The organism is Streptomyces sp. SL06, from assembly GCF_058244745.1.
This window is the reverse complement of sequence record NZ_JBSYOT010000002.1, coordinates 1,133,131-1,159,777: the sequence shown is the minus strand read 5'-3', so window position 1 is coordinate 1,159,777 and position 26,647 is coordinate 1,133,131. Positions and strand designations below refer to the sequence as shown.

The following is a 26,647-nucleotide window of genomic DNA, read 5'->3' as shown; positions in this document are numbered from 1 at the left end:
TCGTTCATCTCCCGTCGAAATGTTGAGTCCTCCACCTACTTGCACACCACACGTGCACAGAGGAAATGACAACGCAATGAGACCCAAGCACTCCAGCAGACCGGGCGGACCGCTGCGGCACCGCGCGGCAGCCGTCGCCACCACGACCGTCCTCGGCCTGACCATGGCCCTCGGGGCATCCCTGTCCTCCCCGGCCGCCGCGGCCGGCTCCACCAGCGTCTCCGGCGTCGTCCTGGGCGTCGGCGCGAACGAGTCCCAGCGCACCCTGAGCTGGTACTCCTCGACCGACACCGAGCAGGTCGTCCAACTCGTGCCCACGGCGCGGCTCGACGCGGGAGAGTTCCCCGCCGACGCGGCCACCTTCAACGCCCTGGGCGGCGCCAACATCGCGAGCAGCGGCGGCTACAACCGTCACGCCACGGTGAGCGGCCTCAAGGAGAACACCGGTTACTCCTACCGGGTGGGCGCCGAGGGCAACTGGTCGCCGACCTACTCCTTCAAGACGCAGGACTTCGAGGGCGACTACGACTTCCTGTTCCTCGGGGACCCGCAGATCGGCTCCTCCGGCGATGTCGCGCAGGACGGGGCCGGCTGGAAGGACACGCTCGACGTGGCCACCAAGGCCAACCCGGGCGCCGAACTCCTCGTCTCCGGCGGCGACCAGGTCGAGAGCGCCAACGACGAGAACCAGTGGAACTCGTTCCTCGCTCCCGACCAGTTGCGGCAGTACCCGTGGGCCGCGACCATCGGCAACCACGATGTCGGCGGCAAGGCGTACGAGCAGCACTTCGCGACGCCCAACACCGACCGGTCGGGCGCGTACTACGCCAACGGCAGCCCCACCTCGAACACGTCGGGCGGCAACTACTGGTACATCTACAAGGATGTGCTGTTCATCGACCTCAACAGCAACAGTTACACCACCTCCACGGGCGGTGGCGGCGACGAGGCGCACACCAAGTACGTCACGGACGTCGTCAACGCGCACGGTGCCGAGGCCAAGTGGAAGGTGCTCGTCTACCACCACTCCATCTACTCGCCGGCCTCCCACGCCAAGGACGGCGACAACAAGGCGCGGCGCACCGACTTCCCGACCACCTTCTCGAAGCTGGGCATCGACCTGGTCCTCCAGGGTCACGACCACAGCTACTCCCGCAGCTACCTGATCAAGAACGGGCAGAAGGCGGACGAGGCGGAGAAGCCGGCCGCGTCGGACGTGTACCCGGGTCCCGGCGGCGTCCTGTACGTCACCGCCAACTCGGCGTCCGGGTCGAAGTACTACGACATCACCGCGCCCGACAACAGCGGCACCAGCGGTGCCGGCAACGGCGCCGACCCGCAGAACCCCGGCAACTACTGGTACAACTCGGTCCAGAACCAGGAGCACGTGCGCACCTACGTCAAGGTGCAGGTGCGCAACGACAAGCTGGTCGTCGAGAACGTCCGCAGCGGCACCTGCGAGGCGCCGAACTCCGAGGTGGAGCACGGTTCCTGGTGCAACAACACCAGCGCGGCCCAGCCGGTCGGCTCCATCGTCGACAAGGTGACCGTCCACCCCTACAACGGTGACGGCCAGTCCCTCCAGGTCGACGTGCCGAACGCCGCCCCCGGCGAGTTCGGCTGGACCATCGACGGCTACAACGGCCTGGTCGACCTCGGCACCGCGCAGGAGACGGACACGTTCGACTTCGTCGCCTCCGGCAAGATCAATCCGATCACCGTCAAGGACACCCGCCGCACCCTCGCCCCGTGGTCGGTCTCGGCCAGCGTGAACGACTTCAGGGACGCGGGCAAGACGTTCTCCGGCTCCTACCTCGGCTGGACGCCGCGCGTCTCGCAGGCGGGCGCCGGTGCCAAGGCGGGCTCCGCCGTCGACGCCGGTTACGCGGGCAAGGACCAGGGTCTGTCCATCTCCCGCAGCCTCGCCTCCGCGGGCCAGGGCCACGAGCGCGGCTCCGCCAAGCTGGGCGCGGACCTCGCCCTCAAGATCCCGGACAGCGTCGACAAGGGCGCCTACCGGGCCACTCTCACGATCACCGCGCTGAGCAGCTGATCGACTCCGTCCCGTCCGCGGGGCGGGTCACCGGACCACGAGCCCGTCGCGGCCCGCTTCCGGTGGCCCGCCCCGCCCCGCCCGTTCGGTCCGTTCGGCTTGTCCGGTCCGTTCGGCCCGGCCCACTCGCTCGGCCCGTTCAGCTCGTCCAGCCCGTCCAGGAGAACCCTGACATGCACCTCGCACTCCCGCGCCCCCGAACCGGCGCCCGCCCCCAACTCCTGAGCCGGGCCCGCACGCTGCTGTCGGCCCTCCTGGCCTGTGTCGCGTGCCTGTACGCGTCCACCACACCGGCGCACGCCGCCGGCGATGTCACCTGGACGGTCCGCACCGCCTCGAACGAGTTCGGCGACGGCCGCTCCAGCTTCAGCCACACCGTCAACCCCGGCGGCGAGGTCGAGGACGCGATGGTCGTCGCCAACAAGGGAACGAAGCCGCTGACCCTGTCCCTCTACGCCGCCGACGGCTTCACCACCGACAAGGGCGGGCTCGAACGTCCTGACCCAGGACAAGAAGTCCACCGGCGTCGGCGCCTGGCTCAAGCCCGCGCGCGAGAGCGTGACCATCAAACCCGGCAAGAGCGCCAACATCCCCTTCACCATCCGGCCGCCGAAGAACGCCACCCCGGGCGACCACGTCGGCGCCCTCCTCACCTCCCTGCGGCAACCCGACACCACCGAGGGCGTCAACGTCGACCGCCGCCTCGGCATACGCGTCAAGCTCCGGGTCAGCGGGCCGCTGAAGCCCGCGCTCACCCTGGAGGACCTGAGCGTCGACTACGGCGGCACGGCCCAGCCGTTCGCCCGGGGCGACGCCACGGTCACCTACACGGTGCACAACACCGGCAACGCCATGCTCTCCGGCCACCAGAAGGTGCGCGTCGAGGGCCCGTTCGGCACGCTGGGCACCGACGCGGCCGAGATCGCCGACCCGCCGCAACTGCTGCCCGGCGAACGCTGGAAGGTCTCGGTGAAGGTGCACGACGCAGCCCCGGCCTTCCGGCTCACCGCCACGGCGAGCATCACCCCCGCGCTCACCGACGACGCGGGCTCCACCACGTCCCTCGCCACCGTGACCGGCACCGCCACCACCTGGGCGGTGCCGTGGACCCTGCTCGCCCTGCTGCTCCTCCTCCTGGCCATCGCGGCCGGCACCGTCCTTCTCGTCCGCCGCACCCGCCGCCGCAACCGCCGCCGCGAGGACGAACGCGTCCGCGAGGCGGTCGACCGGGCACTGCGCACCGACGACTCGGACACCACGGACGCCCGCGCGGCACAGGAGCCGGAGACCGTGCGGGCCGAGGGGGCCTGACCCGTCGTCCCCGGGCACTGCGGCGGCCGGACCGGTGCCGCGGCTCCCACAGGCCTGTTCAGGGCCGGACACGTTGATGTTGGATGGGCGGACCGACGCGCGCCGACACCGAGGTGAGAGATGCAGTTCACCACCCGCCCCACCCTCCAGGGCACCTTCGGCATGGTCTCCTCCACCCACTGGCTGGCCTCGCAGTCGGCCATGGCGGTGTTGGAGGACGGTGGCAACGCCTACGACGCCGCCGTGGCCGGTGCCTTCGTGCTGCATGTCGTCGAGCCGCATCTCAACGGGCCCGCCGGAGAGGTGCCGATCCTGCTCGCGCCGGCCGGCGGCGAGGCGCGGGTGCTGTGCGGGCAGGGCGTGGCGCCGGCCGGGGCGACGGTCGCGCACTACAAGGGGCTCGGTCTCGACCTCGTCCCCGGCACCGGACCGCTCGCCGCCGCCGTGCCCGGTGCCTTCGACGCCTGGCTGCTCCTGCTGCGCGACCACGGCACCAAGTCCCCGGCCGACGTGCTGAAGTACGCCATCGGCTACGCCGAACACGGGCACGCTCCCGTGGAACGCTTCACGGAGACCGTCGAGACCGTCCGGGAACTCTTCGAGACCCGTTGGACATCCTCGGCCGAGGTCTACCTGCCGCACGGCCAACCGCCCCGCCCCGGCGAGCTGTTCCGCAACCCCGCCCTCGCCGCCACCTGGAAACGGCTGCTCGCCGAGGCGGCCGGCGCGGGGGACCGGGAGGCGCAGATCGACGCCGCGCGGGAGATCTGGCGCACCGGATTCGTCGCCGAGGCCCTCGTACGGCAGGCCGCGCGGCCCACCGTCGACACCAGCGGCGAACACCACACCGGCACGCTGACGGCCGCCGACCTCGCCGGCTGGTCCGCGACCTACGAGGCACCCGCGACGTACGACTGGAACGGCTGGACCGTGTGCAAGGCCGGCCCCTGGAGCCAGGGCCCCGTCCTGCTCCAGCAGTTGGCGCTGCTCCCGCCCCGGCTCCCGGCCCAGGGATCGGCCGACTACGTCCATCTGCTCGTCGAGGGCTGCAAGCTCGCCATGGCCGACCGCGAGGCCTGGTACGGCGACGCCGACGGCGCGGCCTCGGTGCCCCTCGACGACCTGCTGTCACCCGGGTACAACGCGGCACGGCGGGCGCTCGTCGGCGACCGGGCCTCCTTCGAACTGCGGCCCGGCACTCCGGGCGGACGCACCCCCCGGCTCAGCGCCCACGCGCGCGGGGCGGCCGTGGAGGCGGACGGCTTCGACGCCCTGGGAGTCGGCGAGCCGACGACGGCAGCCAAGAGCCCCACGTCCCCGGTCCCGGGCGAACCGGAGGTCACCGCCGACGGAGTCACCCGCGGCGACACCTGCCACCTCGACATAGTGGACCGCTGGGGCAACATGGTCTCGGCCACACCCAGCGGCGGCTGGCTCCAGTCCAACCCCGTCGTGCCCGAACTGGGCTTCCCGCTCGGCACCCGGCTCCAGATGACCTGGCTGGAGGAGGGCCTGCCCAACTCGCTCACGCCGCACCGCCGCCCGCGCACCACGCTCACCCCCTCCGTCGCCCTGCGCGACGGGGTGCCCGTCATGGCGTTCGGCACGCCGGGCGGCGACCAGCAGGACCAGTGGCAGCTGCACTTCTTCCTGGCGGTCGCCCTGCGCGCACCCGTACGCGGCGGACTCGACCTCCAGGGCGCGATCGACGCCCCGAACTGGCACAACGACAGCTTCCCCGGCTCCTTCTTCCCGCGCGGCACGCGGGCGGGCTCCGTCACCGTCGAGTCCCGCATGCCGGCGGAGGTCGTCGAGGGGCTGCGGCGCCGCGGGCACGACGTGACGGTCGGCGAGGCGTGGTCGGAGGGCCGGCTGTGCGCCGTCGCACGGAACCCGGAGACCGGCGTGCTCTCGGCCGCGGCGAACCCGCGCGGCATGCAGGGCTACGCGGTCGGCCGCTGACCCCGAACCCGGTGTTCATGCCGATTCCGCCCGGAGTACACCACCCGGGTGGGGATTGTCAGTGGCGCGTGCTCTCATGGAGCCATGATCGAGGACAACGAAACCATCGACGAGTTTCTCGCCGGGCACGCCGACGAGGTGGAAGAGGCCGTCCGCAAGGCGGCCGCGCAGGAGATCATGCCGCGCTGGCGCAGGCTCGCGGCACACGAGGTCGACCAGAAGACCGGCCCGCACGACCTGGTGACGGACGCCGACCGCAAGGCCGAGCTGTATCTGACCGAGGCCCTGTCCCGCCTGCTGCCCGGCTCGGTCGTGGTCGGCGAGGAGGCGGTGCACGACAACCCCGCGTCGTACGAGGCGATACACGGCGAGGCGCCGGTGTGGATCGTCGACCCCGTCGACGGCACCCGGCAGTTCGTCCACGGCGACCCGGGCTTTTGCACCCTGGTCGCGCTCGCCCACCGCGGATTCGTCCACGCCTCCTGGACCTACGCCCCCGCCGACGACCGGCTCGCCACGGCCGTCCGGGGCCGGGGCGCCTTCCTGGACGGTGAGCGGCTGTACCCCGGCCCGCCCGAGCCCGGCCGGGACCTGCGGGTCGCCACGTCCCACCCGGACTACACGACGGACGAGCAAAAGCGCGCCCTGCTCGCCCTGCGCACCCCCGGTGTGGCCCCCCGCGCCTGCGGCTCGGCCGGCCTCGAATACCTCGCCGTCGCTCTCGGCGAGTCCGACGCCACGGCGTTCTCGTGGGAGGCGGCCTGGGATCACGCGGCCGGTCTGCTCCTGGTCGAGGAGGCGGGCGGCGTCCACCTGACCCGTACAGGTGAGCCCTTCCGCATCACCGGGGCCAACGACCTGCCGTTCACCGCGGCCCGCGACGCGACCACGGCCCGCCGGGTGGTGGGGCTGCTGTCGGGCGAGGCGTGATCCGTACCGCAGGGTGCGCGCGGGGTCCCACGACCACGGACCGGCCCTTCGCGGGCATATCCTGACCCGCAGTGGCCGTCGGCTGACGAAGGAGTCCGAAGGTGCCGTCGATGCTCGATGCCGTCGTAGTGGGTGCGGGGCCGAACGGACTGACCGCTGCCGTGGAGCTGGCCCGCCGGGGCTTCTCGGTCGCCGTGTTCGAGGCCCGCGACACCGTGGGCGGCGGCGCGCGCACGGAGGAGCTGACCCTGCCGGGCTTCCGGCACGACCCGTGCTCCGCCGCGCACCCGCTGGGCATCAACTCGCCCGCCTTCCGCGACCTGCCCCTGGACCGGTACGGTCTTGAGTGGCTGCATGCCGGGCTGCCCATGGCGCATCCGTTCCCGGACGGCTCGGCCGCCGTGCTGTCCCGGTCCGTCGCCGAGACGGCCGCCTCCTTCGGGGCGCGCGACGCGGGCGCGTACCGCAGGCTGGTCGAGCACTTTTTGCCCAGGTGGGACACCCTGGCCCGGGACTTCATGTCCCTGCCGCTCACCGCGCTGCCCCGCGACCCGGTCACCCTCGCCCGGTTCGGACTGGTCGGCCTGCCCCCGTCGACGTGGCTGATGCGCCGCTTCCGCGACGACAGGGCCAAGACCCTCTTCGCCGGGCTCGTCGCCCACGCCATGGCCCCGCTGGGCGGCTTCGCCACCAGCGCCATGGGGCTGGTCTTCGCCCTGGCCGCGCACGCCCGCGGCTGGCCCGTGGCCCGCGGCGGCTCCCAGGCCATCTCCGACGCCCTCGCCGCCTACCTGAAGGAACTAGGCGGCACCCTGCACCCGGACTACGAGGTCAAGCGCCTCGACGACCTGCCGCCCGCGCGCGCCTACGTCTTCGACACCTCGCCCACCGCCCTGGCCCGCATCGCCGGCTTCGGCAACCACTACGCGAACTACCGGTACGGCCCCGGCGTCTTCAAGATCGACTACGCGCTGGACGGCCCGGTCCCGTGGACCGCCCAGGAGCCCCGCACCGCCGGCACCGTGCAGATCGGCGCCGACAGTGCGGAGATCGGCGCCGCCCTCGACGCGGCCTCCCGCCAGGGCCGCGCGCCCGACGTGCCGTTCCTCATCACGACGCAGCCCAGCGTCGTCGACCCCACCCGGGCCCCGGCGGGCAAGCACGTCTTCTGGGCGTACGGACACGTCCCCAACGGCTGGACCGGCGACCTCACCGACGCCGTCGAACGCCAACTGGAGCGCTTCGCACCGGGCTTCCGCGACCGCGTCCTCGCCCGCGCCACCGCGGGCCCGCCCGAACTCGCCGCCCGCAACGCCAACTACGTCGGCGGCGACATCGCCTCCGGCGCGGTCTCCGGCCTCCAGCTCCTGCTGCGCCCCAAGCTGTCCCTGTCCCCCTACTCGACCCCGCACCCGGCCGTCTTCATCTGCTCCTCGGCCACCCCACCCGGCCCCGGAGTACACGGCATGCCGGGCCACAACGCGGCCCGCGCGGTCTGGCGCCGCCTGCGCCAGACCTGACGCCGGAACCCAACTGAGCTGAGCGAGGACCCGCCATGCCCACCATCGGCCTCGTCCAGGGCGACATCACCCGCGAGAATGCCGACGCGATCGTCAACGCGGCCAACTCCTCCTTGCTCGGCGGAGGAGGCGTCGACGGCGCGATCCACCGGCGCGGCGGCCCGGCGATCCTGGACGAGTGTCGCAAGCTCCGTGCCTCGTACTACGGCAAGGGCCTCCCCACCGGCCGAGCGGTCGTCACCACCGCGGGTGCCCTGGACGCGCGTTGGGTGATCCACACGGTCGGGCCTGTCTGGTCGGCCACCGAGGACCACTCCGACCTCCTCGCCTCCTGCCACCGTGAGTCCCTCCGCCTCGCCGACGAACTGGGCGCGCACACGGTCGCCTTCCCGGCGATCTCCACCGGCGTCTACCGCTGGCCCGTGGAGGACGCGGCCCGCATCGCCGTCGAGACGGTGCGGACCACCGAGACGTTGGTGACGGAGGTCCGGTTCGTCCTCTTCGACGACCGGTCGTACGGGGCGTTCGCGGCGAGAGTCGGCTGACGGACCGGTGTCCTTCTTCGCGCCGCTGGTTCAGTCCTCGGCCCGGTCGTGTTCGGGCGGCTGCTGGACGTGGAAGGTGAGTCCGGTGACGCGGCCGGATTGAACGACAGGGCCTTGCTGCACGCCTCCGGTGACGTTGTTGTGCACGGTGTTCCGGTGCGGCGTCTCGGTGGCGGCCAGCTGTCGCAGTGAGGAGAGCAGGGCACGCAGATCGCCGGCGGTGACATCCCCGGCTTCCACGACCTGTTGCAGGAGGTCACGGGAGTGAGCCGTGGCCTCGGAGGCGGCTCGGTCGCTCTCGGCGGCGTCGGAGGCGAGCAGCTGACTCCTCGCATCGTCCAAGTCGGCGAGTGCGGCAGTACCCGCACCTGTACGGGTCAGTACGCGCGCGACAAGCTCACGGGCGTGCGTCCAGGTGTCGGTGACCATGAGGGAGACAAGTGTGCTCGCGCCCGAAGCCGCGAGAACTGTCAACTCCGGGATCATGTCTCCTCCTGGGCGAGGGAGGAGGACCGGGATGTCTCGTCGGGCGCGTCAGCATCGGACTGCGGCTTGTCTTGGTCGTCCGGGGTGAAGTCCGCCGACGGATCGAATCGGTGCAGCAGAGCCTCGGCTGTCTCGTGGCGGTTCTGCTGCTTGATGATGTCGGAGAACTGTCTGGCCAGGAACCGCCGCCGATCGTCACCCTCTGCGAAGCCAATGGCGTTGAAGAAGCCCGAAAGGTGATCCGTGGCCGTTCGCTCCGGTGGGCCGTACTCGTTGTCCTCCTCCGGGCGCTCCTGGGAGATGTGTTCGCCGTTCTGCGGTGGCAGGAGGCCTTGCAGGCGTTCGGGTATGTCGGCGTCGTTCGCCGCTGAAGCGAGCTGGGCAAGGAGGGGCAAGTCGGCCACTGTCCTCTCCACGTGCTCCTCGTTCTTGGCGAGCCACCAGACCACCGCACTGCCGGTGTCCTTGAGTACGTCCTCGCCCAGATACTGGCGCTTGCTCTGCTCGTACTTGCGTTGGTGCTCCCAGACTGCTGTGTCCTTGCGTACGCCGGCCAGTCTGTCCAAACGCTCCTGGTCCTGCTCGGGCAACGCGAGTGTGATGTCTTCCGCCATCGCGTAAAGATGTCCTGTCGGTTCCGGACACATACGACTCAGGGCACCGCTGAGCTGATGCTGAACGAGCGACACCTGACCAGGCTCCCGCTTCTCGGTGACGGCGCGAGCACGGTTGAGGACGGCGTCGACGGCGAGTCCGGCGGGATTGAGGACGGGCGTGCCGGCGGACGATTCGGTGAGATACCACCGCACGGTCGCCGAGAGGACGAAGTGGTAGTCGTCCCAAAGGCTCGGAAGGGCCACATGGCTGACGCGGTGTTCCGTACGTTCCACGGGCGGAGCCGTGAGCTGTTCCTCGAAGGTCACCGGAATGGAGCCACCGCGGCGCAGCAAGGCGATCCGGAACGCCGCCGCCGGGATGGAGAGGACGAGTACGGCGATCGTGAGCCATGCCCACATGGGCCATCCCTGTGTCAGGCCGGCAATGGCGAGCAGCAAGCCGCACAGCACGGTGAGAAAGGCGGTTGTCGTCTTGCGCGTGGTGGTCATGATCGGGCTCCCCCGGCCGAAGTGGGCGACGCGTTGACAGGGGTGACGCCCTGAGCCGTGTTGATTCTTTGAAGCAGTAATTCGGTGACCCCCTCGGACCGCGTGAGGCCCGCCGGTGCGATGCGCTCGGCTGCGCGGCCGCATGCGTACAGCGCGGCGAAGACCTCACCGCGCGACTCCTCGCACTGTTCGGCCGCGCTGACGAGGAGATGGACCAGGAGTTCGCCCTGGTGGCCGGGGGTGTCGGCTGCCCGGCAGAGCCACCGTCGGGCATGCGGCTGCCAGGTGGGCCGCGGCAGTTTCGCCAGTACCGCGTGCCAGCAAGTGGTCAACGAGCGTTGTACGGCGGGTTCCTCCACCAGTGGGCGGATGGTGCCGGAAGATTCCGTCAGCGGTCCGGGACCACAGGTGTGCAGGAAAATGTCGAGGTCGGCCGGAGAGAGTTCGGACCGTGCGAGGCGGTCGATCAGCCTTCGGCGCAACCGGTGACTGTGCGTCAGTAGGTCGCACAACGCTTGCAGGGCGTGGACCGAGCCGTGTTCGCGTCGAGCCAGGTGGTACAGCCTGACGAGGGCCTGGTCGGGATGACCGGCCGCGAGGACTTCGGCGCAGACCCGGACGAGTACGTGCGCGAACTGTCCTGGGAGACGCCGGTGAGCACACCAGTCGTAGATACGTCGGCGGAAGTACCTGGCGTGCACCGGGTCGTCGAGGGCATGGGCGAGCGCGTGGACGGCGGCTGCCGGGCGTGCCCGGCTTGCTGGCTCGGATCCCCATTGCTCGGCGAGAGCGGCCAGACCGTCCTCGCGATCGGTGCGCAAGTACTGCTCGGCCAGCCGTGTCACCATGCCGTCGAGGACGGCGGGCACGACGTGCGGGTCGTTCAGTTCCGCCACTGCCGCTGCCCAGGTGCCCAGATGGGAGCGCAGGTCGGGCATGTGGTCCCAGAAGTGGGCGCGGACAGCGGCGTCGTAGTCCAGCTCAGTGAACCGGACCCGTCCGCCCGGCCCAGGTTCGCAGGAGATTTCCCTGAGCCGCTCGGCAAGATCCTTGTGCTGGAGCAGCGGGATGTTGTCGGACGGGGAGTCGACGGTGCGCAGCAGAAGGCCGGTCGCACGGTGGACGAGATCGGCGTGCGCCCCGTGCAGCATGGCGACGACGATCAGCAGCGCCCGCTGCGGGGCTTCGCTCAGCCGGGCGACGAGTGTTGCGACCTCCTTCGTCCGGTCGTTGCGGGCCTTTCCGGCTGCCGTGCACCACTGTGCGAATCCCGCGTCGGGTCCAGCGGTTTGCCGGGCGCGGCGCACCAGATCGGCGAACACGGCGATCTCCCGCATCGGCCTGCCCGCGGACAGGAATGCGTCGGCCGTGGGGTCGGGCTGGACATATTGCTCGTGTGGTACGCCCTGCACGCGGAGATGTCGCCTGAATACCTCCAGCTCGGGAGGGCGCCTCAATTCGACCCGGCAGTACTGGAGATCGGGATCGAGAACGCCGTCGTGCGGCATGACGACGACCAGATGGGCGTGGTGTTCCTGGACGGCCCTGCGAAGCGTGGGGAGGTCGGCCTGTGCCACGGACCACGTGCGGTCGTCGGCAGCGGACAGATCCAGCAACAACTGGTCGCCGTCCCCGACCAGGGCCGGGTTGTGGAGGGAAAGTTCGTCCTCCTCACCAGGCAGGAGCACATGAAGAACGCCGGTGTCCGAGTGGTGTTCGCGCAGAAGGACCCGGGCCGTGGCGTTACGGCCGGTGCCCGGCTCACCGTGCAGGATGACGGTGCCCGTGGCACCGAGAACGTCACGGGCCTCGCCCATGCCGGGAGGGGCGACCAGTACGCGTCGCAGCCGAATGAGTTGGTCTTCGGCCACGCCTCGGAAGGCCGGCTTGTCCCCGTTCTGCGGAACGGGCCCAATATTGATGTGCATGTCACCAAGGCCGGTGTGCAGAAAGCTGCCTTGAGGGTTGTCGACGCGTGTGCGGTTGTGCTGGTTCACCGGCCGTCGTCCTCGTGGCTGTCCGGATCGCCGAACCGATGCTGGACGTTGCCGTGGTTGTCACCCTCGAAGAGGGTCATCCCGTTCCCCGAGAAGTTCCGGTCCCCCGACACATGACGCGAGTTCTGGTAAATGTGACCGTTGCCCGTGTGGACAGGGCCACCTGAGCCCTTCACGACGGTGCCGCCCACATCGCCGGTGAAGTCACGGCTCTGTACCGCTGTTCCGGCCACCTCACCGATAGAATTGGTCACGGCCTCCGGTGCGGGCGTACTCTCACCGGCTGCCTGGCTCAGGTCCGTCAGCCCGGGAACCATCTCGGCCACCACGTCGCCGATGCGCCTGATGCCGTTCTCCGTGTCGTGTGTGTCGAACGGGATGGACTGGAGGTCCGCCAGCCGCGCCAGTTCGGGGGGCAGGTCGGCCTTGCTCAGCCGTTCCGTCTTGCGGCCGTCCAGGATCGGAACAACCGGCAGTGCGTAGGCGAACGCCTCCTCGATCTCCTTGCGCACCCAGTCCTCCCGGTCGTGCAGCCGGTTCCGGAAGTTCGTCCAGTCCGGTCCGATGACGGTCAGCATGAGGGAACTGCGTCGCAGTGCGGCCGCCAGGGTTTCGGGATAAACGTCACCGGGTGCGATGGATTTGGACGCGCGAAAGATGCGGTTTCCGCCGAAGCGACGGGACAATTCCTGGTCGATCAGGGCGGCGGTCTTTTCCCCGTCGCCGGTGCGGTAGTTGATGAAGACCTCGATCACGGGTGGTGTCCCCTCATGAAGTGGGCGGTCGCCATAAAGTGCCGAGCCGCGGACCCAACTGTCGAACCGATGAGTGATCCGAATAGCGAGCCAGTACTCGGGCGAGGCGCCTGAGATCGGTGGCGACGGTTGCGGAACGCACTGCCTCCACACCGTCGAGCAGGAGCGTGACGAGCGCACAGGCGTGGTCGATCTCGCCGGCCGATGCGTAGGCGAGCGCACGGCGCACGCCATACCGAACCTGGGTACGCACCGCGTCCTCGCCAACAAGAGAGAGTTGCCGATCGAGTTCTTCGCTCGCTTCGCGCGGTCGGCCGAGATCGACCAGGCACCAGCCGGTGACCATCCCAACCGGGTCGGGAAGATGCATGGTGCCGATCACTGGCTCGTCGGAGCCGCCGGCATCGAGGCCGAGGAGCGTACGGGCTCGGTCCAGGGCGCCCATACAGGCACGCAGATCGCCCGCCAGCGCGTGCCCCTGCGCTTCACGCTGGGCGGCCAGCCCGCGAATCCGAGGTGGCAGCGCCCCGCTCTGCGCACGACGCGCCAGGGCCACCGTTGTCTCGGCATCCTCCCGGTACAGCGTGATCAGGGCCCTGCGCACCAGTGCGTAACCCGCCAGAGCCCGGTCACCGCCGGCCGCTGCCAAGTCGACCGCGCGCTGTGTCCACCACAGCGCCGCACGTTCGTCTCCGGTTTCCTGCACCAGCCAGCCGACGTACTCGGCGTACCGGGAGCCGAGCGCGAGCAGTTGCCCACGGGTGTGCGCGTCACTCTGAGCGGAGAGTTCCCGCAATGTGTGCGTCTGTGCGATCAGAACGGGCAGGAGGACCCCGGGCTCCACGGTCTGGCCGAGCTTCCGGTAGTGCGTGAAGAGCGAACGTGAGGCGTCCAGCATGCCGGCCCCGGCGGCCGGAGAGGCCCGACCGGTGCCGTCCGATCGCCACGTCATCAACGAGGCGACGCCGACACCCATCACTTCTCGTCGGCCCATGGGCTGGAACCGGTTCGGACCGTCCGGCGACAACTGCATCACCCAGTCCTCCTCGTCGACTTGCCCGGGTACTGGCTTCGTAGGTGGGTCACCAGCGGCCTGAATGACCAGGGCGATCAGTGCTCCGTCGGCGTTGAGCGCGGCGTCGCACAACCGAGCGAGGTCACGGCTGGGTGCCTTGAGCCCCCGTTCGACCTTGCTCAGCTGTGCTTTGCTGTAATGCACGGTGCGAGACAGGGCCGTCAAGCTCAGCCCGGCGTTCAGGCGACGCTCTCTCAGCTCCTGACCGAACTCGGTGGACGGCTGTGGCACGGGATCCTCCCAAGCCCATCCGCTTCAGCCGAGGTGGTGCTGCAGAAAGACTGCGGCAACCTCTCTGGGACGGACAAGGCGATCGGCGCTGTTTCCCGTTTCCATCTCCAAGGGCCGACCGGAGCATTCCGGGAGTGCCGGAACCCGTACCTGTTCCGGCCCTGGCGTCCGCGCGCCTGTCGGCGAGACGACGACACGGGAGGACCGGGATCCGGGCCGGAGCCGAGGAGGCAGGTTCGGCTGGCCGGAAAGGCCTGGTCATCCGTCGAGCCGGCGGGAGGTCACCCCCTGCTCACCAGGAACGAACAAAGTCCGACGGGATAATTGATTCGGTTGTGTTCGGGTCCTAGGGTGACCCTGACCCGACAGTCACCGCCTCACCGGCAGTTGCGTTCCGTGTGTTCCGCCCTGCACGTCGACTGCCGTCACAGCACCGTGCGTTGAGCTGCCCCCGAAGCCCACGGAAGCCCACGGAAGGCCACGGTTCATGTCGCACTCGCCCGTGTCACCCGCCGGATCCCCGCCCCGCCCGGTCGTCAGCCGCCGGCGTCTCCTGGAAGGCGGTGCCGCCGTGCTCGGCGCGCTCACCCTGTCCGCGCCGTCCGGCACGGCGCGAGCGGCCGGGCGGCGGGCGGCGGCCCACGAGCCCCCGGAGTGGAACGACTTCGGCGTCTTCCGGCTCGGCACCGAACCACCCCACACCACGCTCACCCCGTACGCGGATGTGGAGCAGGCCCTCACCGGCGACCGCGACAGCTCGCCCTACCGGCTGAGCCTCGACGGCACCTGGAAGTTCGCCTACGCCGACCGCCCCGAGGACCGGGACACCGGCTTCCACCGCACCGACGTGGACGACGGCGACTGGGAGACCATCCCGGTGCCGTCCGTGTGGCAACTGCACGGCCACGACTTCCCCATCTACCTGAACATCACCTACCCGTACTCCGGCCCCAACGGCCTCGGCGAGGACCCCCGGCCGCCCACCGCGCCGACCCGCTACAACCCCGTCGGCCAGTACCGGCGCACCTTCACCGTCCCCCGCGACTGGACGGGCCGCCGCACCTTCCTCCACTTCGAGGGCGTCAAGTCCGCGCACTACGTGTGGATCAACGGCCAACTGGTCGGCTACGACGAGGACTCCTACACCCCCTCCGAGTACGAGGTCACCGACCATCTGAGGCCCGGCACCAACCAGATCGCCGTGGAGGTGTACCGCTACGGCGACGGCGACTGGCTGGAGGACCAGGACATGATCCGGCTGAGCGGCATCTTCCGCTCGGTCCACCTCTACTCCACCCCGGCCGTCCACCTGCGCGACTTCAAGCTGGACACCCCGCTGAACGACACCTACACCGCCGCCGAACTCGCCGTCACCGCCGCCGTGCGCGCCTACGGCGAGGGCGGCACCGGCCGCTACACCGTCGAGACCCAGCTGTACGACGCGCGCGGCCGGGCCGTCTGGTCCAGGCCGCTGGCGCGGACGGCCGACATGGGCACGGCCGGCGCCGGCGAGGACGTCACCGTACGCGCCGCCAAGGCCGTACCGAAGCCCAGGCTGTGGTCGGCCGAGCACCCGAACCTCTACACCGCCGTCCTGTGCCTGCGGGACCCGGCGGGCCGGGTGGTCGAGACCCTCTCCCACCGCGTCGGCTTCCGCGAGTTCGCGCTCAAGGACGGGCTGATGCGCGTCAACGGCGCACCCGTGTCCCTCCGCGGCACCAACCGCCACGAGATGCACCCCGCCCGCGGCACGGCCCTCACCCGCGAGGACATGGTCCGGGACATCGGGATCATCAAGCGGATGAACATGAACAGCGTCCGCACCTCGCACTACCCGAACAACCCGTACTGGCTGGAACTCGCCGACGAGTACGGCCTCTACCTCGTCGACGAGACCAACCTCGAAACCCACGCCATCCGCGACGAGTACCCCGGCGACCACCCCGACTGGACCGAGGCCTGCGTGGCCCGCGCCCAGAACATGGTGCACCGCGACAAGAACCACCCCTCGGTCGTCATCTGGTCGCTCGGCAACGAGGCCGGCGGCGGCAGCACCTTCACCGCCATGCACGACTGGATCCGCTCCTACGACGACACCCGTGTCATCCAGTACGAGGGCGACGACCGCCCCGGCATCAGCGACATCCGCTCGGCGATGTACGAGTCCCCGCAGCGCGTCGAGCAGCGCGCGGCGGACACCTCCGACACCCGGCCCTACGTCATGATCGAGTACGCCCACTCGATGGGGAACTCCACCGGCAACTTCAAGAAGTACTGGGACGTGGTGCGCGCCCACGACGTGCTCCAGGGCGGCTGGATCTGGGACTTCGTCGACCAGTCCCTGTACACGCCGGTCCCCGTCCGCACCCTGCTGACCGAGTCGGGGCCTGCCGGACTGCGCGGCGAGATCCTCGCCACCCGCGGCACGCTCGACCGGGACAAGGGCCTGTCCGGCATCACGGTCTTCGAGCGCGACGACAGCCTCGACCTCACGGGCTCGCTGACCCTGGAGGCCTGGATCACCCCGCACGTGACCGGCTACCACCAGCCCGTCCTCGCCAAGGGCGACACCCAGTACGCGCTGAAGCAGACCGACCGGAACCTTGAGTTCTTCATCCACTCCGAAGGCCAGTGGATCACCGCGAGCCGGCCCGTGCCCGACGACTGGACCGGCCGCGAGCACCACCTCGCGGGCGTCTTCGACGCCGACGCCGGAACGCTGACCCTCTACGTGGACGGCGTGGTACTGGCCACCCGCACCACCGACCGGCGGCCCAGCAGCAACACCGCGCCCCTCGCGCTCGCCACCGACGCCGACGCCCAGAACCGGGAGTTCAGCGGCACCATCCGCCGCGCCCGCGTCTACGCCCGCGCGCTCGACGCCGGCGAACTGGCCCTCGACGGCCGCGGTCCCGGTGACGACGGCGTGCGGTTCTGGTTCGACGCCGCGACCGTGCAGACCGCGGAGCAGCGGCCCGCGGACAAGACGTTCCTCGCCTACGGCGGCGACTGGGGCGACAACCCCAACGACGGCATCTTCGTCGCGGACGGCATCGTCACCGCCGACCGCCGGCACACCGGCAAGGCCGCCGAGGTCAAGCGCGTCTACCAGGCGGTCAACGCCGTCCGTGGCCCCGGCGGCGACCCCGGAGCCGTCACCCTCACCAACGAGTACCTCTTCACCGACCTGCGCGAGTTCGAGGGCCGGTGGGAACTCGTAGCCGACGGTGAATCCGTACGGCACGGAAAGCTGACCCGGGACCAGTTGGACGTGGCGCCGCGGTCCAGCAAGGACATCAGCCTCCCCGTCCGGCTGCCGGACGACCCGAAGCCCGGCACCGAGTACTTCCTCCAACTCTCCTTCACCACCAAGGAGTCCACGCCGTGGGCCGAGGCGGGCTTCGAGGTGGCCCGGCAGCAACTCCCCCTCGACGCCGCGGCCCCCGCGGTGACCCCGCTGCCCCTGACGAGCGTCCCGGCCCTGCGCCACGACGACGGCGACAAGGAGGTCAGGGTCACCGGCAGGGACTTCTCGGTCACCGTCGACAAGAGCACCGGCACCATCACCTCCTTCGAGGCGCGGGGCAACCGGCTGATCACCTCCGGTCCCGTGCCCAACTTCTGGCGGGCGCCCACCGACAACGACAAGGGCAACGGCCAGCACACCCGCAACCAGACCTGGCGCGACGCGGGCCGCCGCCGCGAGGTCACCGACGTGGCCGTGCGCGCCCTCGGCGACCGGGCCGTCGAGATCAAGGTCACCGGCACGCTGTCCACCACCGCGGAATCGGCGTACACCACGACGTACACGGTGTTCGGCAACGGTGAGATCAAGGTCGACAACACCCTGCACCCGGGCGCCGCGAACCTGCCCTACATCCCCGAGGTCGGCACCCTGCTCCTCGTGCCGGGCCGCCTGGACCGGCTGCACTACTACGGGCGCGGCCCCGAGGAGAACCACTGGGACCGCAACACCGGCACCGACGTGGGCATCCACTCCGGGACCGTCGCCGAGCAGTGGACCCCGTACATGCGGCCGCAGGAGAACGGCAACAAGACCGACGTCCGCTGGATCGCCCTCACCGACCGCCACGGCGTGGGCCTGCTCGCCTCGGGCGAACCCCTGCTGGAGGCCAACGCCTCGTACTTCACGCCGGAGGACCTGTCGGCCGGCGTACGGCACGACTACCAGCTGACGCCGAGGGACGAGGTCGTCCTGCGGCTGAACCACCGTCAGATGGGGGTCGGCGGCGACAACAGCTGGGGCGCGCACACCCACGACGAGTTCAAGCTCCTCGCCGACCGGGACTACGCGTACACCTACCGGCTGCGCCCGCTCACCGACGTCCGTGACGCGACGGCGGCCTCACGGCGGCCCACGGCGACCGGGTAACCGGGGGACGGGGGAGGACCGGGACGCCCGGCCTCGATGTCGGATTCCCGCCAGCCCCGGCCCGCCGGGTGGACCATCCTGGACGTATGCAGACGGGAATCCACACCGACACCGAGCGCTGCGTGCGCGCCGTCCGGTCCAGGGACGCGCGGTTCGACGGCTGGTTCTTCACGGCCGTCCTGACCACCGGTATCTACTGCCGGCCCAGCTGTCCGGTGGTGCCGCCCAAGCCCGGGAACATGGCCTTCTACCCGAGCGCGGCGGCCTGCCGGCAGGCCGGGTTCCGGGCCTGCAAACGCTGCCGTCCGGACACCGGCCCCGGCTCCCCGCAGTGGAACCGGCGGGCCGACCTCACGGCCCGCGCCATGCGGCTGATCGCCGACGGCGTCGTGGACCGTGAGGGCGTGCCCGGCCTCGCCGCGCGGCTCGGCTACAGCTCCCGCCAGGTCGAGCGCCAGCTCCTCGCGGAACTGGGCGCGGGCCCGCTCGCACTCGCCCGCGCGCAGCGCGCCCAGACCGCCCGGCTGCTCGTCGAGACCACCCCGCTGCCGATGGCCGACATCGCCTTCGCCGCCGGCTTCTCCTCCGTGCGCACCTTCAACGACACCGTCCGCGAGGTCTTCGCCCTCAGCCCGAGCGAGCTGCGCGCCCGTGCGCCGAAGCGCCGCGCGCCCGCCGGCACCACCCCGGGCGCCCTGTCCCTGCGCCTCCCCTTCCGCAGCCCCCTCAACCCCGACAACCTCTTCGGCCACCTCGCCGCCACCGCCGTACCCGGCGTCGAGGAGTGGCGGGACGGCGCCTACCGGCGGACCCTGCGCCTGCCCCACGGCCACGGCACCGTGGCCCTCGCCCCGCGCCCCGACCACATCGCCTGCCGCCTCACCCTCAGTGACCTGCGCGACCTGACCGTCGCCATCAGCCGCTGCCGGCGGCTGCTCGACCTGGACGCCGACCCGGCGGCCGTCGACGGTCAACTGCGCGCCGATCCGCTGCTCGCGCCGCTCGTCGACAAGGCGCCCGGCCGACGCGTACCGCGCACGGTGGACGAGGCCGAGTTCGCGGTGCGGGCCGTACTCGGCCAGCAGGTGTCCACCGCCGCCGCCCGTACCCACGCGGCACGCCTGGTCACCGCGCACGGCGACCCGGTCGACGACCCCGGGGGCGGGCTGACCCACCTGTTCCCCACGGCGACCGCCCTCGCGGCGGTGGACCCGCACACCCTCGCGATGCCCCGCACCCGCCGCACGACCCTGACGACCCTCGTGGCGCACCTGGCCGACGGCTCGCTCAGCCTGGGCGTCGAGTGCGACTGGACCGAGACCCGCGCCCGGCTCCTCGCCCTGCCCGGCTTCGGCCCCTGGACCGCCGACGTGATCGCGATGCGCGCCCTCGGCGACCCCGACGCCTTCCTCCCCACCGACCTCGGCGTCCGCCGCGCCGCCGGCGCACTGGGCCTGCCCTCGACCCCGGCCGCCCTCACCGCCCGCGCGGCGGCCTGGCGGCCCTGGCGGGCGTACGCGGTCCAGTACTTGTGGGCGACCGACAGCCACCCGATCAACTTCCTGCCCGTATGAGCCCGTGCACGCCCGCCGGAGGAGACCCGTGAAACAGCACACCGTCGTCGACAGCCCGTACGGCCCGCTCACCCTGGTCGCCGAGGACGGCACCCTGTGCGGCCTCTACATGACCGACCAGCGCCACCGCCCGCCGCAGGAGACCTTCGGCGACCCCGACGAGCAGCCCTTCGCCGGGGCCGAGGAGCAACTGGCGGCCTACTTCGCCGGCGACCTGAAGGAGTTCACCCTCGAACTGCGCCTGAACGGCACCCCGTTCCAGCGCGCGGTCTGGGACCGGCTCCGCGAGATCCCGTACGGCGAGACCCGCACCTACGGCGAACTCGCCGACGCGCTCGGCAACCCCACCGCCTCGCGCGCCGTCGGCCTCGCCAACGGCCGCAACCCGATCGGCATCATCGTCCCCTGCCACCGCGTCATCGGCGCGAGCGGCGGCCTCACCGGCTACGGCGGCGGCCTGGAACGCAAGCGGCGGCTGCTGGACTTCGAACGGGGAGCGGCGCTCTTCCGACCGCTCCCGGGCGGCTGACCGCTCCCCGGCGATCAGGCGCCCGCCGGGTGACTCCCCGCCGCCAGCCGCCGCAGCAGTGCGGGCAGGGCGGTGCCGATCGGCTCCCGGACCACCTCGTCGGCCAGGTCGTCGTACGGGGTCGGTTCGGCGTTGACGACGACGAGGCGGGCGCCGTGGTCGGCGGCCACGCCGGCCAGCCCGGCGGCGGGCTGCACCTGGAGGCTGGTGCCGACGGCGATGAACACCTGGCACGCCCTGCTGATGGCGGTCGCCTCGCTCAGTACCACCGGGTCGAGGCGCTCGCCGAACATCACGGTCGCCGACTTCAGGATGCCGCCGCACTCCAGGCACGGCGGGTCGTCCTCGCCGGCCGCGACCCGGGCGAGCGCGTCCTCCATCGGCCCCCGGACGTGGCAGCGGGTGCACACATAGCTGCGGGCGGTGCCGTGCAGTTCGAGGACCTTGCGGGCGGCCAGCCCGGCGAGCTGGTGCAGGCCGTCCACATTCTGCGTGATCACCCGGACCGGTACCCCCGACCGCTCCAGCTCGGCGACCGCGCGGTGCGCCGCGTTCGGTTCGGCCCCCAGCCTCGCGGTGTCGCGCCGCATCAGCCAGGAGCGGCGCCGGATCTCCGGATCGCCCATGTAGTACTCGTGGGTGACGAGCTTCTCGGCCTCCGGGTCGCGTCGCCACAGCCCGTCGGGGCCGCGGTAGTCCGGGATGCCGGAGTCGGTCGAGACGCCGGCCCCGCTCAGGATGGCGACGAGGGGCTTGCTGGTCATGCGGTCGAGGGTAGGGGCGCGGGTGCGCGCCCGGCGAACGGTTATCGGTCGACCCGGACGCCGTTCTCCAGCTCCGCCGTTCCCGAGCCCCCGGCCAGTACGTCGAGCGCGGACAGGACCCGGCCGTGCAGCGCGCCGAGGAGGTGAGTGCCCAGTTCCTCGCGCGGCACCAGCCGCCAGGACAGCAGCTCCTCCTCCTGCAGCCGGATCGCCTTGAGGTCGTCCTCGGACAGGATCCCGCCGTCGTACAGGTACGCCACGATCGGCGGCCGGCCCGGCCCCTGCACCCAGTCCACCGCGAGCAGCCGGCCGAGCCGTACGTCCAGCCCGATCTCCTCGACGGTCTCCCGCCAGGCGCCCTGGCGCGGGGTCTCCCCGGCGTCGGACTCGATCGTTCCGCCGGGCAGCGCCCACCCCTCGCGGTAGTTGGGCTCGACGAGCAGCACCCGCCCCTCGGCGTCCCGGAAGAGCGCGGCGGCACCGGCGAGGACGCGAGGGAGACCGGCGATGTAGGTGGCGTAGTCAGAGGTGGTCATCCCGAAAGCGTAACCATCCCGTACGCCCCGCCGGTTCCACCCTGTGGGAGGGGCATGACGACGTGCGCCTCCTCCGGTTAGGGTCGCAGCGGCGCGACTGCCTTGACGTGCGCAAGGCTCGATGAGCAAGAGGAGATCAAGGTGGCTGACGCTGAAGTGCGCGGGGGCCGGCGGGTACTCGTCGCCGCGGACAAGTTCAAGGGATCGCTGACGGCCGTCGAGGTCGCCGAGCGCGTGACGGCCGGACTGCGCCGCGCCGTGCCGGACGTCCGGGTCGAGGCGCTGCCCGTGGCCGACGGCGGCGACGGCACCGTGGCCGCGGCGGTCGCGGCCGGGTTCGAGCGCCGGGAGATACGGGTCGCCGGGCCCCTCGGCGACGAGGTGACGGCCGCGTTCGCGCTGCGCGAGGGCACCGCGGTCGTGGAGATGGCCGAGGCCAGCGGGTTGCAGCGGCTGCCGGCCGGTGTCCTCGCACCGCTGACCGCGTCCACGTACGGCTCGGGCGAGCTGCTGCGGGCCGCGCTGGACGCGGGGGCGCGGACGATCGTGTTCGGGGTCGGCGGCAGCGCCACCACCGACGGCGGCGCGGGGATGCTGGCCGCGCTGGGCGCGCGGTTTCTGGACGAGGACGGCACTCCGGTCGGGCCGGGCGGCGGCGGCCTCGCCGGGCTGGCCTCGGCCGATCTGTCGGGCCTGGACCCGCGGCTGTCCGGCGTCGAGCTGGTGCTCGCGAGCGACGTCGACAATCCCCTGACCGGTCCGAAGGGCGCCGCCGCGGTCTACGGGCCGCAGAAGGGCGCCTCACCGGACGACGTGACGAGCCTCGACGCGGCCCTCGCGCACTTCGCGAAGGTGCTGGAGGAGAGCGTGGGCCCGCGGGCCGCCCGGTTCGCCGCGTCGCCGGGGGCCGGTGCGGCGGGCGGCATCGGGTACGGCGCGCTGCTGCTCGGGGCGCGGTTCCGGCCCGGCATCGAGGTCATGCTGGACGTGCTCGGCTTCGCGCCGGCGCTGGAGCGGGCGGACCTGGTGATCACGGGGGAGGGCTCGCTGGACGAGCAGACCCTGCACGGCAAGGCCCCGGCGGGGGTCGCCGCGGCGGCGCGGGCCGCGGGCAAGGAGGTCGTCGCGGTGTGCGGGCGGCTGGCGCTGCCGCCGGCGGCGCTGGGGCGGGCGGGGATCCGGCGGGCGTATCCGCTGACGGATGCCGAGCCGGACGTGGCGAGGTGCGTCGCGGAGGCGGGGCCGATCCTGGAACGGGTGGCCGAGGGCATCGCCCGGGACTTCCTGCTCTGAGCCCCGGGTCCTCAGAGCCTCGCTTCGGCCTGAACGGCCCTGCGGCCCCTTTCAAGCCCACCGAGTCGGCCGGTGGGTGGGCAAGGCCGGGGGTCTGGGGGCGGAGCCCCCAGTGGGGCCCGCACAAACCCCGGCCCCCCCCGGAAAGCGAAGGGCCCCGAACCCACCCGGGTCCGGGGCCCCACCCAGCGGAGCGCTACGGCAACTGAGCCGCCCGCGCCTCCCGCCGATTGTCACGGAAGTTGTTCACCCTGCGAGCGGTGGCGAACAGGGGGATCACCGCCCCCATCACCAGCTGAAGCGCGCACCCCGTCTGAAGGAGCAACTGCGCGCTCGGCGCGTCGAAGGCCCAGCCGGCCAGCAGACCCATCGACAGGACGATCCACGACAGCATCGCCACCGCCAGGCGCCCCCGCGGCTTCGGGTACTCCACCCGGCTCACCATCAGCCAGGCCGTGCCGATGATCGCGAGGAGCGTCGCCACGAAGGGCAGTTCGAGCAGCACGATCGACACCACCGTCAGCGCGCCGAACGGCGAGGGCATGCCCTGGAACGTGCCGTCCTTGACGGTGACGCAGGAGAACCGCGCGAGCCGCAGCACCACCGCCAGCAGGACCACGATCGCCCCCACCGCCGCCACCCGCTGGTGCGCGTCGTCCGCGACCATGCCGTAGACGAGGACGAAGTACGCCGGTGCCAGCCCGAAGCTGATCAGGTCGGAGAGGTTGTCCAGCTCGGCGCCCATGGGTGAGCTGCGCAGCTTGCGCGCCACCAGGCCGTCGAACAGGTCGAAGATCGCCGCGCACAGCATCAGGATGACCGCGGTGGCCGCGCTGTGCCGGGCCATGCCCGACTCGTCGCTGCCCATGAGGTGCGGGATGAGGATGCCCGTGGTGGTGAAGTACACCGCCATGAAGCCGCACGTGGCGTTGCCGAGGGTGAGTGTGTCCGCTATCGAGAGGCGGAGCGAGAGGGGCATCTCCTCGTCCATCTCGTCCATCTCGTCCGCCTCGGGCACCCACCCGGTCTGGGTCTGTGGATCAATCACGGTCAATTCGAGTCACCCCAGCCACCGTCTTCTGACCCACCTCGACCGCGATCTCGACGCCCTCCGGCAGGTACAGGTCGACGCGCGAGCCGAAGCGGATCAGACCGACCCGCTCGCCCTGCTCGACCTTCGTGCCGCTGGGCACGTAGGGAACGATGCGGCGGGCCACGGCGCCGGCGATCTGGATCATCTCGATGTCGCCCAGCTCGGTGTCGAAGTGCCACACCACCCGCTCGTTGTTCTCGCTCTCCTTGTTGAAGGCGGGAACGAAACCACCGGGGACGTGCTCGACCGACGTCACCGTGCCGGAGAGCGGGGCCCGGTTCACGTGGACGTTGAGCGGGCTCATGAAGATCGCGACGCGGGTACGGCCGTCCTTCCACGGCATGATGCTCTGCACCACACCGTCGGCGGGCGAGATGACCCGGCCCCGGGTGATCTCGCGCTCGGGGTCGCGGAAGAACCACAGCATCCCCGCCGCGAGCGCGGTGGCGGGGACGGCCACGGCCTTGGCGGCACCGGAGCGGCGGGCACGGAGAAGGCTGACGGCTGCGGTGGCGACGGTCGGCAGAAGCCACGGCGATGCTCCGCGCGCGAGGCGTACGCCGGCCAGGCTGTCGCGAGATGCAGAGGTTTGGCTGTGGGGCATGGATGACCTTCGTAGCGGATGATGCCGCGCTCTGACGGGGGACGGCGGCTTTCCGGCGATCGTAGCGGCTCTCCGCCACAACTGGGTAAGCCAGGAAGCCGAGTCGGCGGCCGAACACTGCCTACGGGGTGTGACCTTCTTCTCCAAGAAAACACCCCGTATCCGGACATCTAACCCTGGAATCGATACTCTTCGAGCAGCCGGCGGCCGATGATCATTTTCTGGATCTCGGCGGTGCCTTCGCCGATGAGCAGCATCGGGGCCTCGCGGTAGAGGCGCTCGATCTCGTACTCCTTGGAGAAGCCGTACCCGCCGTGGATCCGGAAGGCGTCCTCCACGACCTCCTTGCAGTACTCGGAGGCCAGATACTTGGCCATCCCCGCTTCCAGGTCGTTTCGTTCGCCCGAGTCCTTTTTGCGTGCAGCGTTCACCATCATCGCATGCGCCGCCTCCACCTTGGTAGCCATCTCCGCGAGCTTGAACTGAATGGCCTGGTGCTGGGCGATCTGCTTGCCGAAGGTGTGGCGCTGCTGGGCGTACTGGACGCCGAGTTCGAAGGCGCGCCGAGCGACACCGCAACCGCGGGCCGCCACGTTGACGCGGCCGACCTCGACACCGTCCATCATTTGGTAAAAACCTCGGCCGGTGACGCCCCCGAGCACCCGATTGGCCGGAATGCGCAGGCCGTCCATGATCAGCTCGGTGGTGTCGACGCCCTTGTAGCCCATCTTGTCGATCTTGCCGGGGATGGTCAGTCCGGGGCGGACCTCGCCGAACCCGGGCTCCTTCTCCACCAGGAAGGTCGTCATCGACTTGTGCGGAGCGGTCCCCTCGGGGTGACCCTCGTCACTCTTGACCAGCACGGCCACCAGCGACGCCGTGCCGCCGTTGGTCAGCCACATCTTCTGCCCGTTCAGGACGTACTCCTCGCCGTCCTGCACCGCCTTCGAGGAGATGGCGGACACGTCGGAGCCCAGGGCCGGCTCGGACATCGAGAAGGCGCCCCGGATGTCGCCCGCGGCCATCCGGGGCAGGAAGTGGTCCTTCTGGTCCCGCGTGCCGTGCTGCTTGAGCATGTACGCCACGATGAAGTGCGTGTTGATGATGCCGGACACCGACATCCAGCCGCGCGCGATCTCCTCCACGCACAGGGCGTACGTCAGGAGCGACTCGCCCAGCCCTCCGTACTCCTCGGGAATCATCAGGCCGAACAGGCCCAGCTCCTTCAGCCCGTCGACGATGTCCTGCGGGTACTCGTCCCGGTGCTCCAGTTCGGTGGCGACCGGGATGATCTCCTTGTCCACGAAGTCCCGGACGGTGGAGAGGATCTCCCGCTGGACGTCCGTGAGGCCGTGGGTCTGGGCGAGACGGCTCATCTACTTCCCCTGTTCCTTCGGCTCGGGCCGGCCCGGCTGCTCGCCGCCGCGCTCCTTGATGTACGTCTCGGTCGGCACCATCACCTTGCGGCGGAAGACGCACACGAGCGTGCCGTCCTGCTTGTAGCCCTTGGTCTCGACGTGCACGATGCCCCGGTCGTTCTTCGACTTGGAGGGCCACTTGTCCAGCACCGTCGTCTGGCCGTAGACCGTGTCGCCGTGGAAGGTCGGCGCCACGTGCCTGAGCGACTCGATCTCCAGGTTGGCGATCGCCTTGCCGGAGACGTCCGGGACGGACATGCCGAGCAGGAGCGAGTAGACGTAGTTCCCCACGACGACGTTCTTGCCGAAGTCGGTTGTCTTCTCCGCGTAGTTGGCGTCCATGTGGAGCGGGTGGTGGTTCATGGTGAGCAGACAGAACAGGTGGTCGTCGTACTCGGTGACCGTCTTCCCGGGCCAGTGCTTGTACGTCGCCCCGACCTCGAACTCCTCGTAGGTGCGTCCGAACTGCATC

Annotated in this window: 21 protein-coding genes; 10 read left to right on the top strand and 11 right to left on the bottom strand. The window is 70.9% G+C overall.

Going from position 1 to position 26,647, the window contains the following annotated elements; translation table 11 throughout:
* The first annotated feature begins 76 nt into the window (after positions 1 to 76).
* The 6 genes from AC4IHM_RS05150 (at position 77) to AC4IHM_RS05125 (ending at position 8,321) form a co-directional block, all read left to right on the top strand.
* The gene (locus AC4IHM_RS05150) at positions 77 to 2,053 is read left to right on the top strand and encodes a purple acid phosphatase family protein (RefSeq protein WP_490865896.1); all 1,977 of its coding nucleotides are present in this window, start codon (positions 77 to 79) and stop codon (positions 2,051 to 2,053) included.
* Positions 2,054 to 2,611: 558 nt separating this feature from the next.
* Positions 2,612 to 3,364, top strand: a complete 753-nt coding sequence (locus tag AC4IHM_RS05145; protein ID WP_490865895.1) for a COG1470 family protein — start codon at positions 2,612 to 2,614, stop codon at positions 3,362 to 3,364.
* A gap of 120 nt (positions 3,365 to 3,484) precedes the next feature.
* On the top strand, positions 3,485 to 5,326 hold the full coding sequence (locus AC4IHM_RS05140) for a gamma-glutamyltransferase family protein (RefSeq protein WP_490865894.1): 1,842 nt from the start codon (positions 3,485 to 3,487) through the stop codon (positions 5,324 to 5,326).
* Positions 5,327 to 5,410: 84 nt separating this feature from the next.
* The gene (locus AC4IHM_RS05135) at positions 5,411 to 6,256 is read left to right on the top strand and encodes an inositol monophosphatase family protein (protein WP_490865893.1); all 846 of its coding nucleotides are present in this window, start codon (positions 5,411 to 5,413) and stop codon (positions 6,254 to 6,256) included.
* Positions 6,257 to 6,366: 110 nt separating this feature from the next.
* Entirely contained in the window at positions 6,367 to 7,776 is a 1,410-nt protein-coding gene (locus AC4IHM_RS05130; RefSeq protein WP_490865892.1) for a phytoene desaturase family protein, read from the top strand.
* Between the two features lie 35 nt (positions 7,777 to 7,811).
* Entirely contained in the window at positions 7,812 to 8,321 is a 510-nt protein-coding gene (locus AC4IHM_RS05125) for an O-acetyl-ADP-ribose deacetylase (RefSeq protein WP_490865891.1), read from the top strand.
* A gap of 30 nt (positions 8,322 to 8,351) precedes the next feature.
* Here AC4IHM_RS05125 and AC4IHM_RS05120 read toward each other — a convergent pair whose 3' ends face one another.
* From AC4IHM_RS05120 to AC4IHM_RS05100, 5 genes are read right to left on the bottom strand one after another with little or no spacing between them, the layout of a single operon-like run.
* Positions 8,352 to 8,807 (bottom strand): hypothetical protein, encoded by a 456-nt coding sequence (locus AC4IHM_RS05120; protein WP_490865890.1) that lies wholly within the window; start codon positions 8,805 to 8,807, stop codon positions 8,352 to 8,354.
* A complete protein-coding gene (locus tag AC4IHM_RS05115) occupies positions 8,804 to 9,913 on the bottom strand; it encodes a hypothetical protein (protein ID WP_490865889.1) in 1,110 nt (369 codons plus the stop codon). Before AC4IHM_RS05115 ends, AC4IHM_RS05120 begins: the two co-directional genes overlap by 4 nt.
* Positions 9,910 to 11,910 (bottom strand): hypothetical protein, encoded by a 2,001-nt coding sequence (locus AC4IHM_RS05110; RefSeq protein ID WP_490865888.1) that lies wholly within the window; start codon positions 11,908 to 11,910, stop codon positions 9,910 to 9,912. The genes AC4IHM_RS05115 and AC4IHM_RS05110 overlap by 4 nt, the downstream gene beginning before the upstream one ends.
* Complete coding sequence (locus AC4IHM_RS05105; RefSeq protein ID WP_490865887.1) at positions 11,907 to 12,665, bottom strand: toll/interleukin-1 receptor domain-containing protein; 759 nt, start codon at positions 12,663 to 12,665, stop codon at positions 11,907 to 11,909. The genes AC4IHM_RS05110 and AC4IHM_RS05105 overlap by 4 nt, the downstream gene beginning before the upstream one ends.
* A 13-nt stretch (positions 12,666 to 12,678) precedes the next feature.
* A complete protein-coding gene (locus AC4IHM_RS05100) occupies positions 12,679 to 13,971 on the bottom strand; it encodes a helix-turn-helix domain-containing protein (protein WP_490865886.1) in 1,293 nt (430 codons plus the stop codon).
* 487 nt (positions 13,972 to 14,458) lie between these two features.
* Between AC4IHM_RS05100 and AC4IHM_RS05095 the strand changes: the two genes are divergently transcribed.
* The 3 genes from AC4IHM_RS05095 (at position 14,459) to AC4IHM_RS05085 (ending at position 20,467) form a co-directional block, all read left to right on the top strand.
* Positions 14,459 to 18,364, top strand: a complete 3,906-nt coding sequence (locus AC4IHM_RS05095; protein ID WP_490865885.1) for a glycoside hydrolase family 2 TIM barrel-domain containing protein — start codon at positions 14,459 to 14,461, stop codon at positions 18,362 to 18,364.
* Between the two features lie 86 nt (positions 18,365 to 18,450).
* Positions 18,451 to 19,938: an AlkA N-terminal domain-containing protein gene (locus AC4IHM_RS05090; RefSeq protein ID WP_490865884.1), complete on the top strand. Its 1,488-nt coding sequence runs from the start codon at positions 18,451 to 18,453 to the stop codon at positions 19,936 to 19,938.
* Positions 19,939 to 19,966: 28 nt separating this feature from the next.
* Positions 19,967 to 20,467, top strand: a complete 501-nt coding sequence (locus AC4IHM_RS05085; RefSeq protein ID WP_490865883.1) for a methylated-DNA--[protein]-cysteine S-methyltransferase — start codon at positions 19,967 to 19,969, stop codon at positions 20,465 to 20,467.
* Between the two features lie 14 nt (positions 20,468 to 20,481).
* On the opposite strand, the gene AC4IHM_RS05080 is transcribed toward AC4IHM_RS05085, so the two are convergent.
* Both AC4IHM_RS05080 and AC4IHM_RS05075 read right to left on the bottom strand, forming a co-directional pair.
* A complete protein-coding gene (locus tag AC4IHM_RS05080) occupies positions 20,482 to 21,231 on the bottom strand; it encodes an SIR2 family NAD-dependent protein deacylase (RefSeq protein WP_490865882.1) in 750 nt (249 codons plus the stop codon).
* Between the two features lie 41 nt (positions 21,232 to 21,272).
* Positions 21,273 to 21,767 (bottom strand): NUDIX domain-containing protein, encoded by a 495-nt coding sequence (locus AC4IHM_RS05075; protein ID WP_490865881.1) that lies wholly within the window; start codon positions 21,765 to 21,767, stop codon positions 21,273 to 21,275.
* Positions 21,768 to 21,908: 141 nt separating this feature from the next.
* Here AC4IHM_RS05075 and AC4IHM_RS05070 point away from each other — a divergent pair, with 141 nt between their 5' ends.
* On the top strand, positions 21,909 to 23,060 hold the full coding sequence (locus AC4IHM_RS05070; RefSeq protein ID WP_490865880.1) for a glycerate kinase: 1,152 nt from the start codon (positions 21,909 to 21,911) through the stop codon (positions 23,058 to 23,060).
* 196 nt (positions 23,061 to 23,256) lie between these two features.
* On the opposite strand, the gene pssA is transcribed toward AC4IHM_RS05070, so the two are convergent.
* From pssA to AC4IHM_RS05050, 4 genes are all read right to left on the bottom strand, one after another.
* Positions 23,257 to 24,039: a CDP-diacylglycerol--serine O-phosphatidyltransferase gene (gene pssA / locus AC4IHM_RS05065; RefSeq protein ID WP_490870766.1), complete on the bottom strand. Its 783-nt coding sequence runs from the start codon at positions 24,037 to 24,039 to the stop codon at positions 23,257 to 23,259.
* 61 nt (positions 24,040 to 24,100) lie between these two features.
* Positions 24,101 to 24,757, bottom strand: a complete 657-nt coding sequence (locus AC4IHM_RS05060; RefSeq protein ID WP_490865879.1) for a phosphatidylserine decarboxylase — start codon at positions 24,755 to 24,757, stop codon at positions 24,101 to 24,103.
* Between the two features lie 170 nt (positions 24,758 to 24,927).
* Complete coding sequence (locus AC4IHM_RS05055; RefSeq protein ID WP_490865878.1) at positions 24,928 to 26,133, bottom strand: acyl-CoA dehydrogenase family protein; 1,206 nt, start codon at positions 26,131 to 26,133, stop codon at positions 24,928 to 24,930.
* On the bottom strand, positions 26,134 to 26,646 hold the full coding sequence (locus AC4IHM_RS05050; RefSeq protein ID WP_490865877.1) for a MaoC family dehydratase: 513 nt from the start codon (positions 26,644 to 26,646) through the stop codon (positions 26,134 to 26,136). It lies immediately after the preceding gene.
* Position 26,647: the final 1 nt, after the last annotated feature.

Excerpts from the sequence above, each read along its gene's own strand:
- AC4IHM_RS05150 (WP_490865896.1), top strand. The coding sequence starts at position 77 with ATGAGACCCAAGCACTCCAGCAGACCGGGCGGACCGCTGCGGCACCGC.
- AC4IHM_RS05140 (WP_490865894.1), top strand. The coding sequence starts at position 3,485 with ATGCAGTTCACCACCCGCCCCACCCTCCAGGGCACCTTCGGCATGGTC.
- AC4IHM_RS05135 (WP_490865893.1), top strand. The coding sequence starts at position 5,411 with ATGATCGAGGACAACGAAACCATCGACGAGTTTCTCGCCGGGCACGCC.
- AC4IHM_RS05130 (WP_490865892.1), top strand. The coding sequence starts at position 6,367 with ATGCTCGATGCCGTCGTAGTGGGTGCGGGGCCGAACGGACTGACCGCT.
- AC4IHM_RS05125 (WP_490865891.1), top strand. The coding sequence starts at position 7,812 with ATGCCCACCATCGGCCTCGTCCAGGGCGACATCACCCGCGAGAATGCC.
- AC4IHM_RS05120 (WP_490865890.1), bottom strand. The coding sequence starts at position 8,807 with ATGATCCCGGAGTTGACAGTTCTCGCGGCTTCGGGCGCGAGCACACTT.
- AC4IHM_RS05115 (WP_490865889.1), bottom strand. The coding sequence starts at position 9,913 with ATGACCACCACGCGCAAGACGACAACCGCCTTTCTCACCGTGCTGTGC.
- AC4IHM_RS05095 (WP_490865885.1), top strand. The coding sequence starts at position 14,459 with ATGTCGCACTCGCCCGTGTCACCCGCCGGATCCCCGCCCCGCCCGGTC.
- AC4IHM_RS05090 (WP_490865884.1), top strand. The coding sequence starts at position 18,451 with ATGCAGACGGGAATCCACACCGACACCGAGCGCTGCGTGCGCGCCGTC.
- AC4IHM_RS05080 (WP_490865882.1), bottom strand. The coding sequence starts at position 21,231 with ATGACCAGCAAGCCCCTCGTCGCCATCCTGAGCGGGGCCGGCGTCTCG.
- AC4IHM_RS05075 (WP_490865881.1), bottom strand. The coding sequence starts at position 21,767 with ATGACCACCTCTGACTACGCCACCTACATCGCCGGTCTCCCTCGCGTC.
- pssA (WP_490870766.1), bottom strand. The coding sequence starts at position 24,039 with ATGCCCCTCTCGCTCCGCCTCTCGATAGCGGACACACTCACCCTCGGC.
- AC4IHM_RS05060 (WP_490865879.1), bottom strand. The coding sequence starts at position 24,757 with ATGCCCCACAGCCAAACCTCTGCATCTCGCGACAGCCTGGCCGGCGTA.
- AC4IHM_RS05055 (WP_490865878.1), bottom strand. The coding sequence starts at position 26,133 with ATGAGCCGTCTCGCCCAGACCCACGGCCTCACGGACGTCCAGCGGGAG.
- AC4IHM_RS05050 (WP_490865877.1), bottom strand. The coding sequence starts at position 26,646 with ATGCAGTTCGGACGCACCTACGAGGAGTTCGAGGTCGGGGCGACGTAC.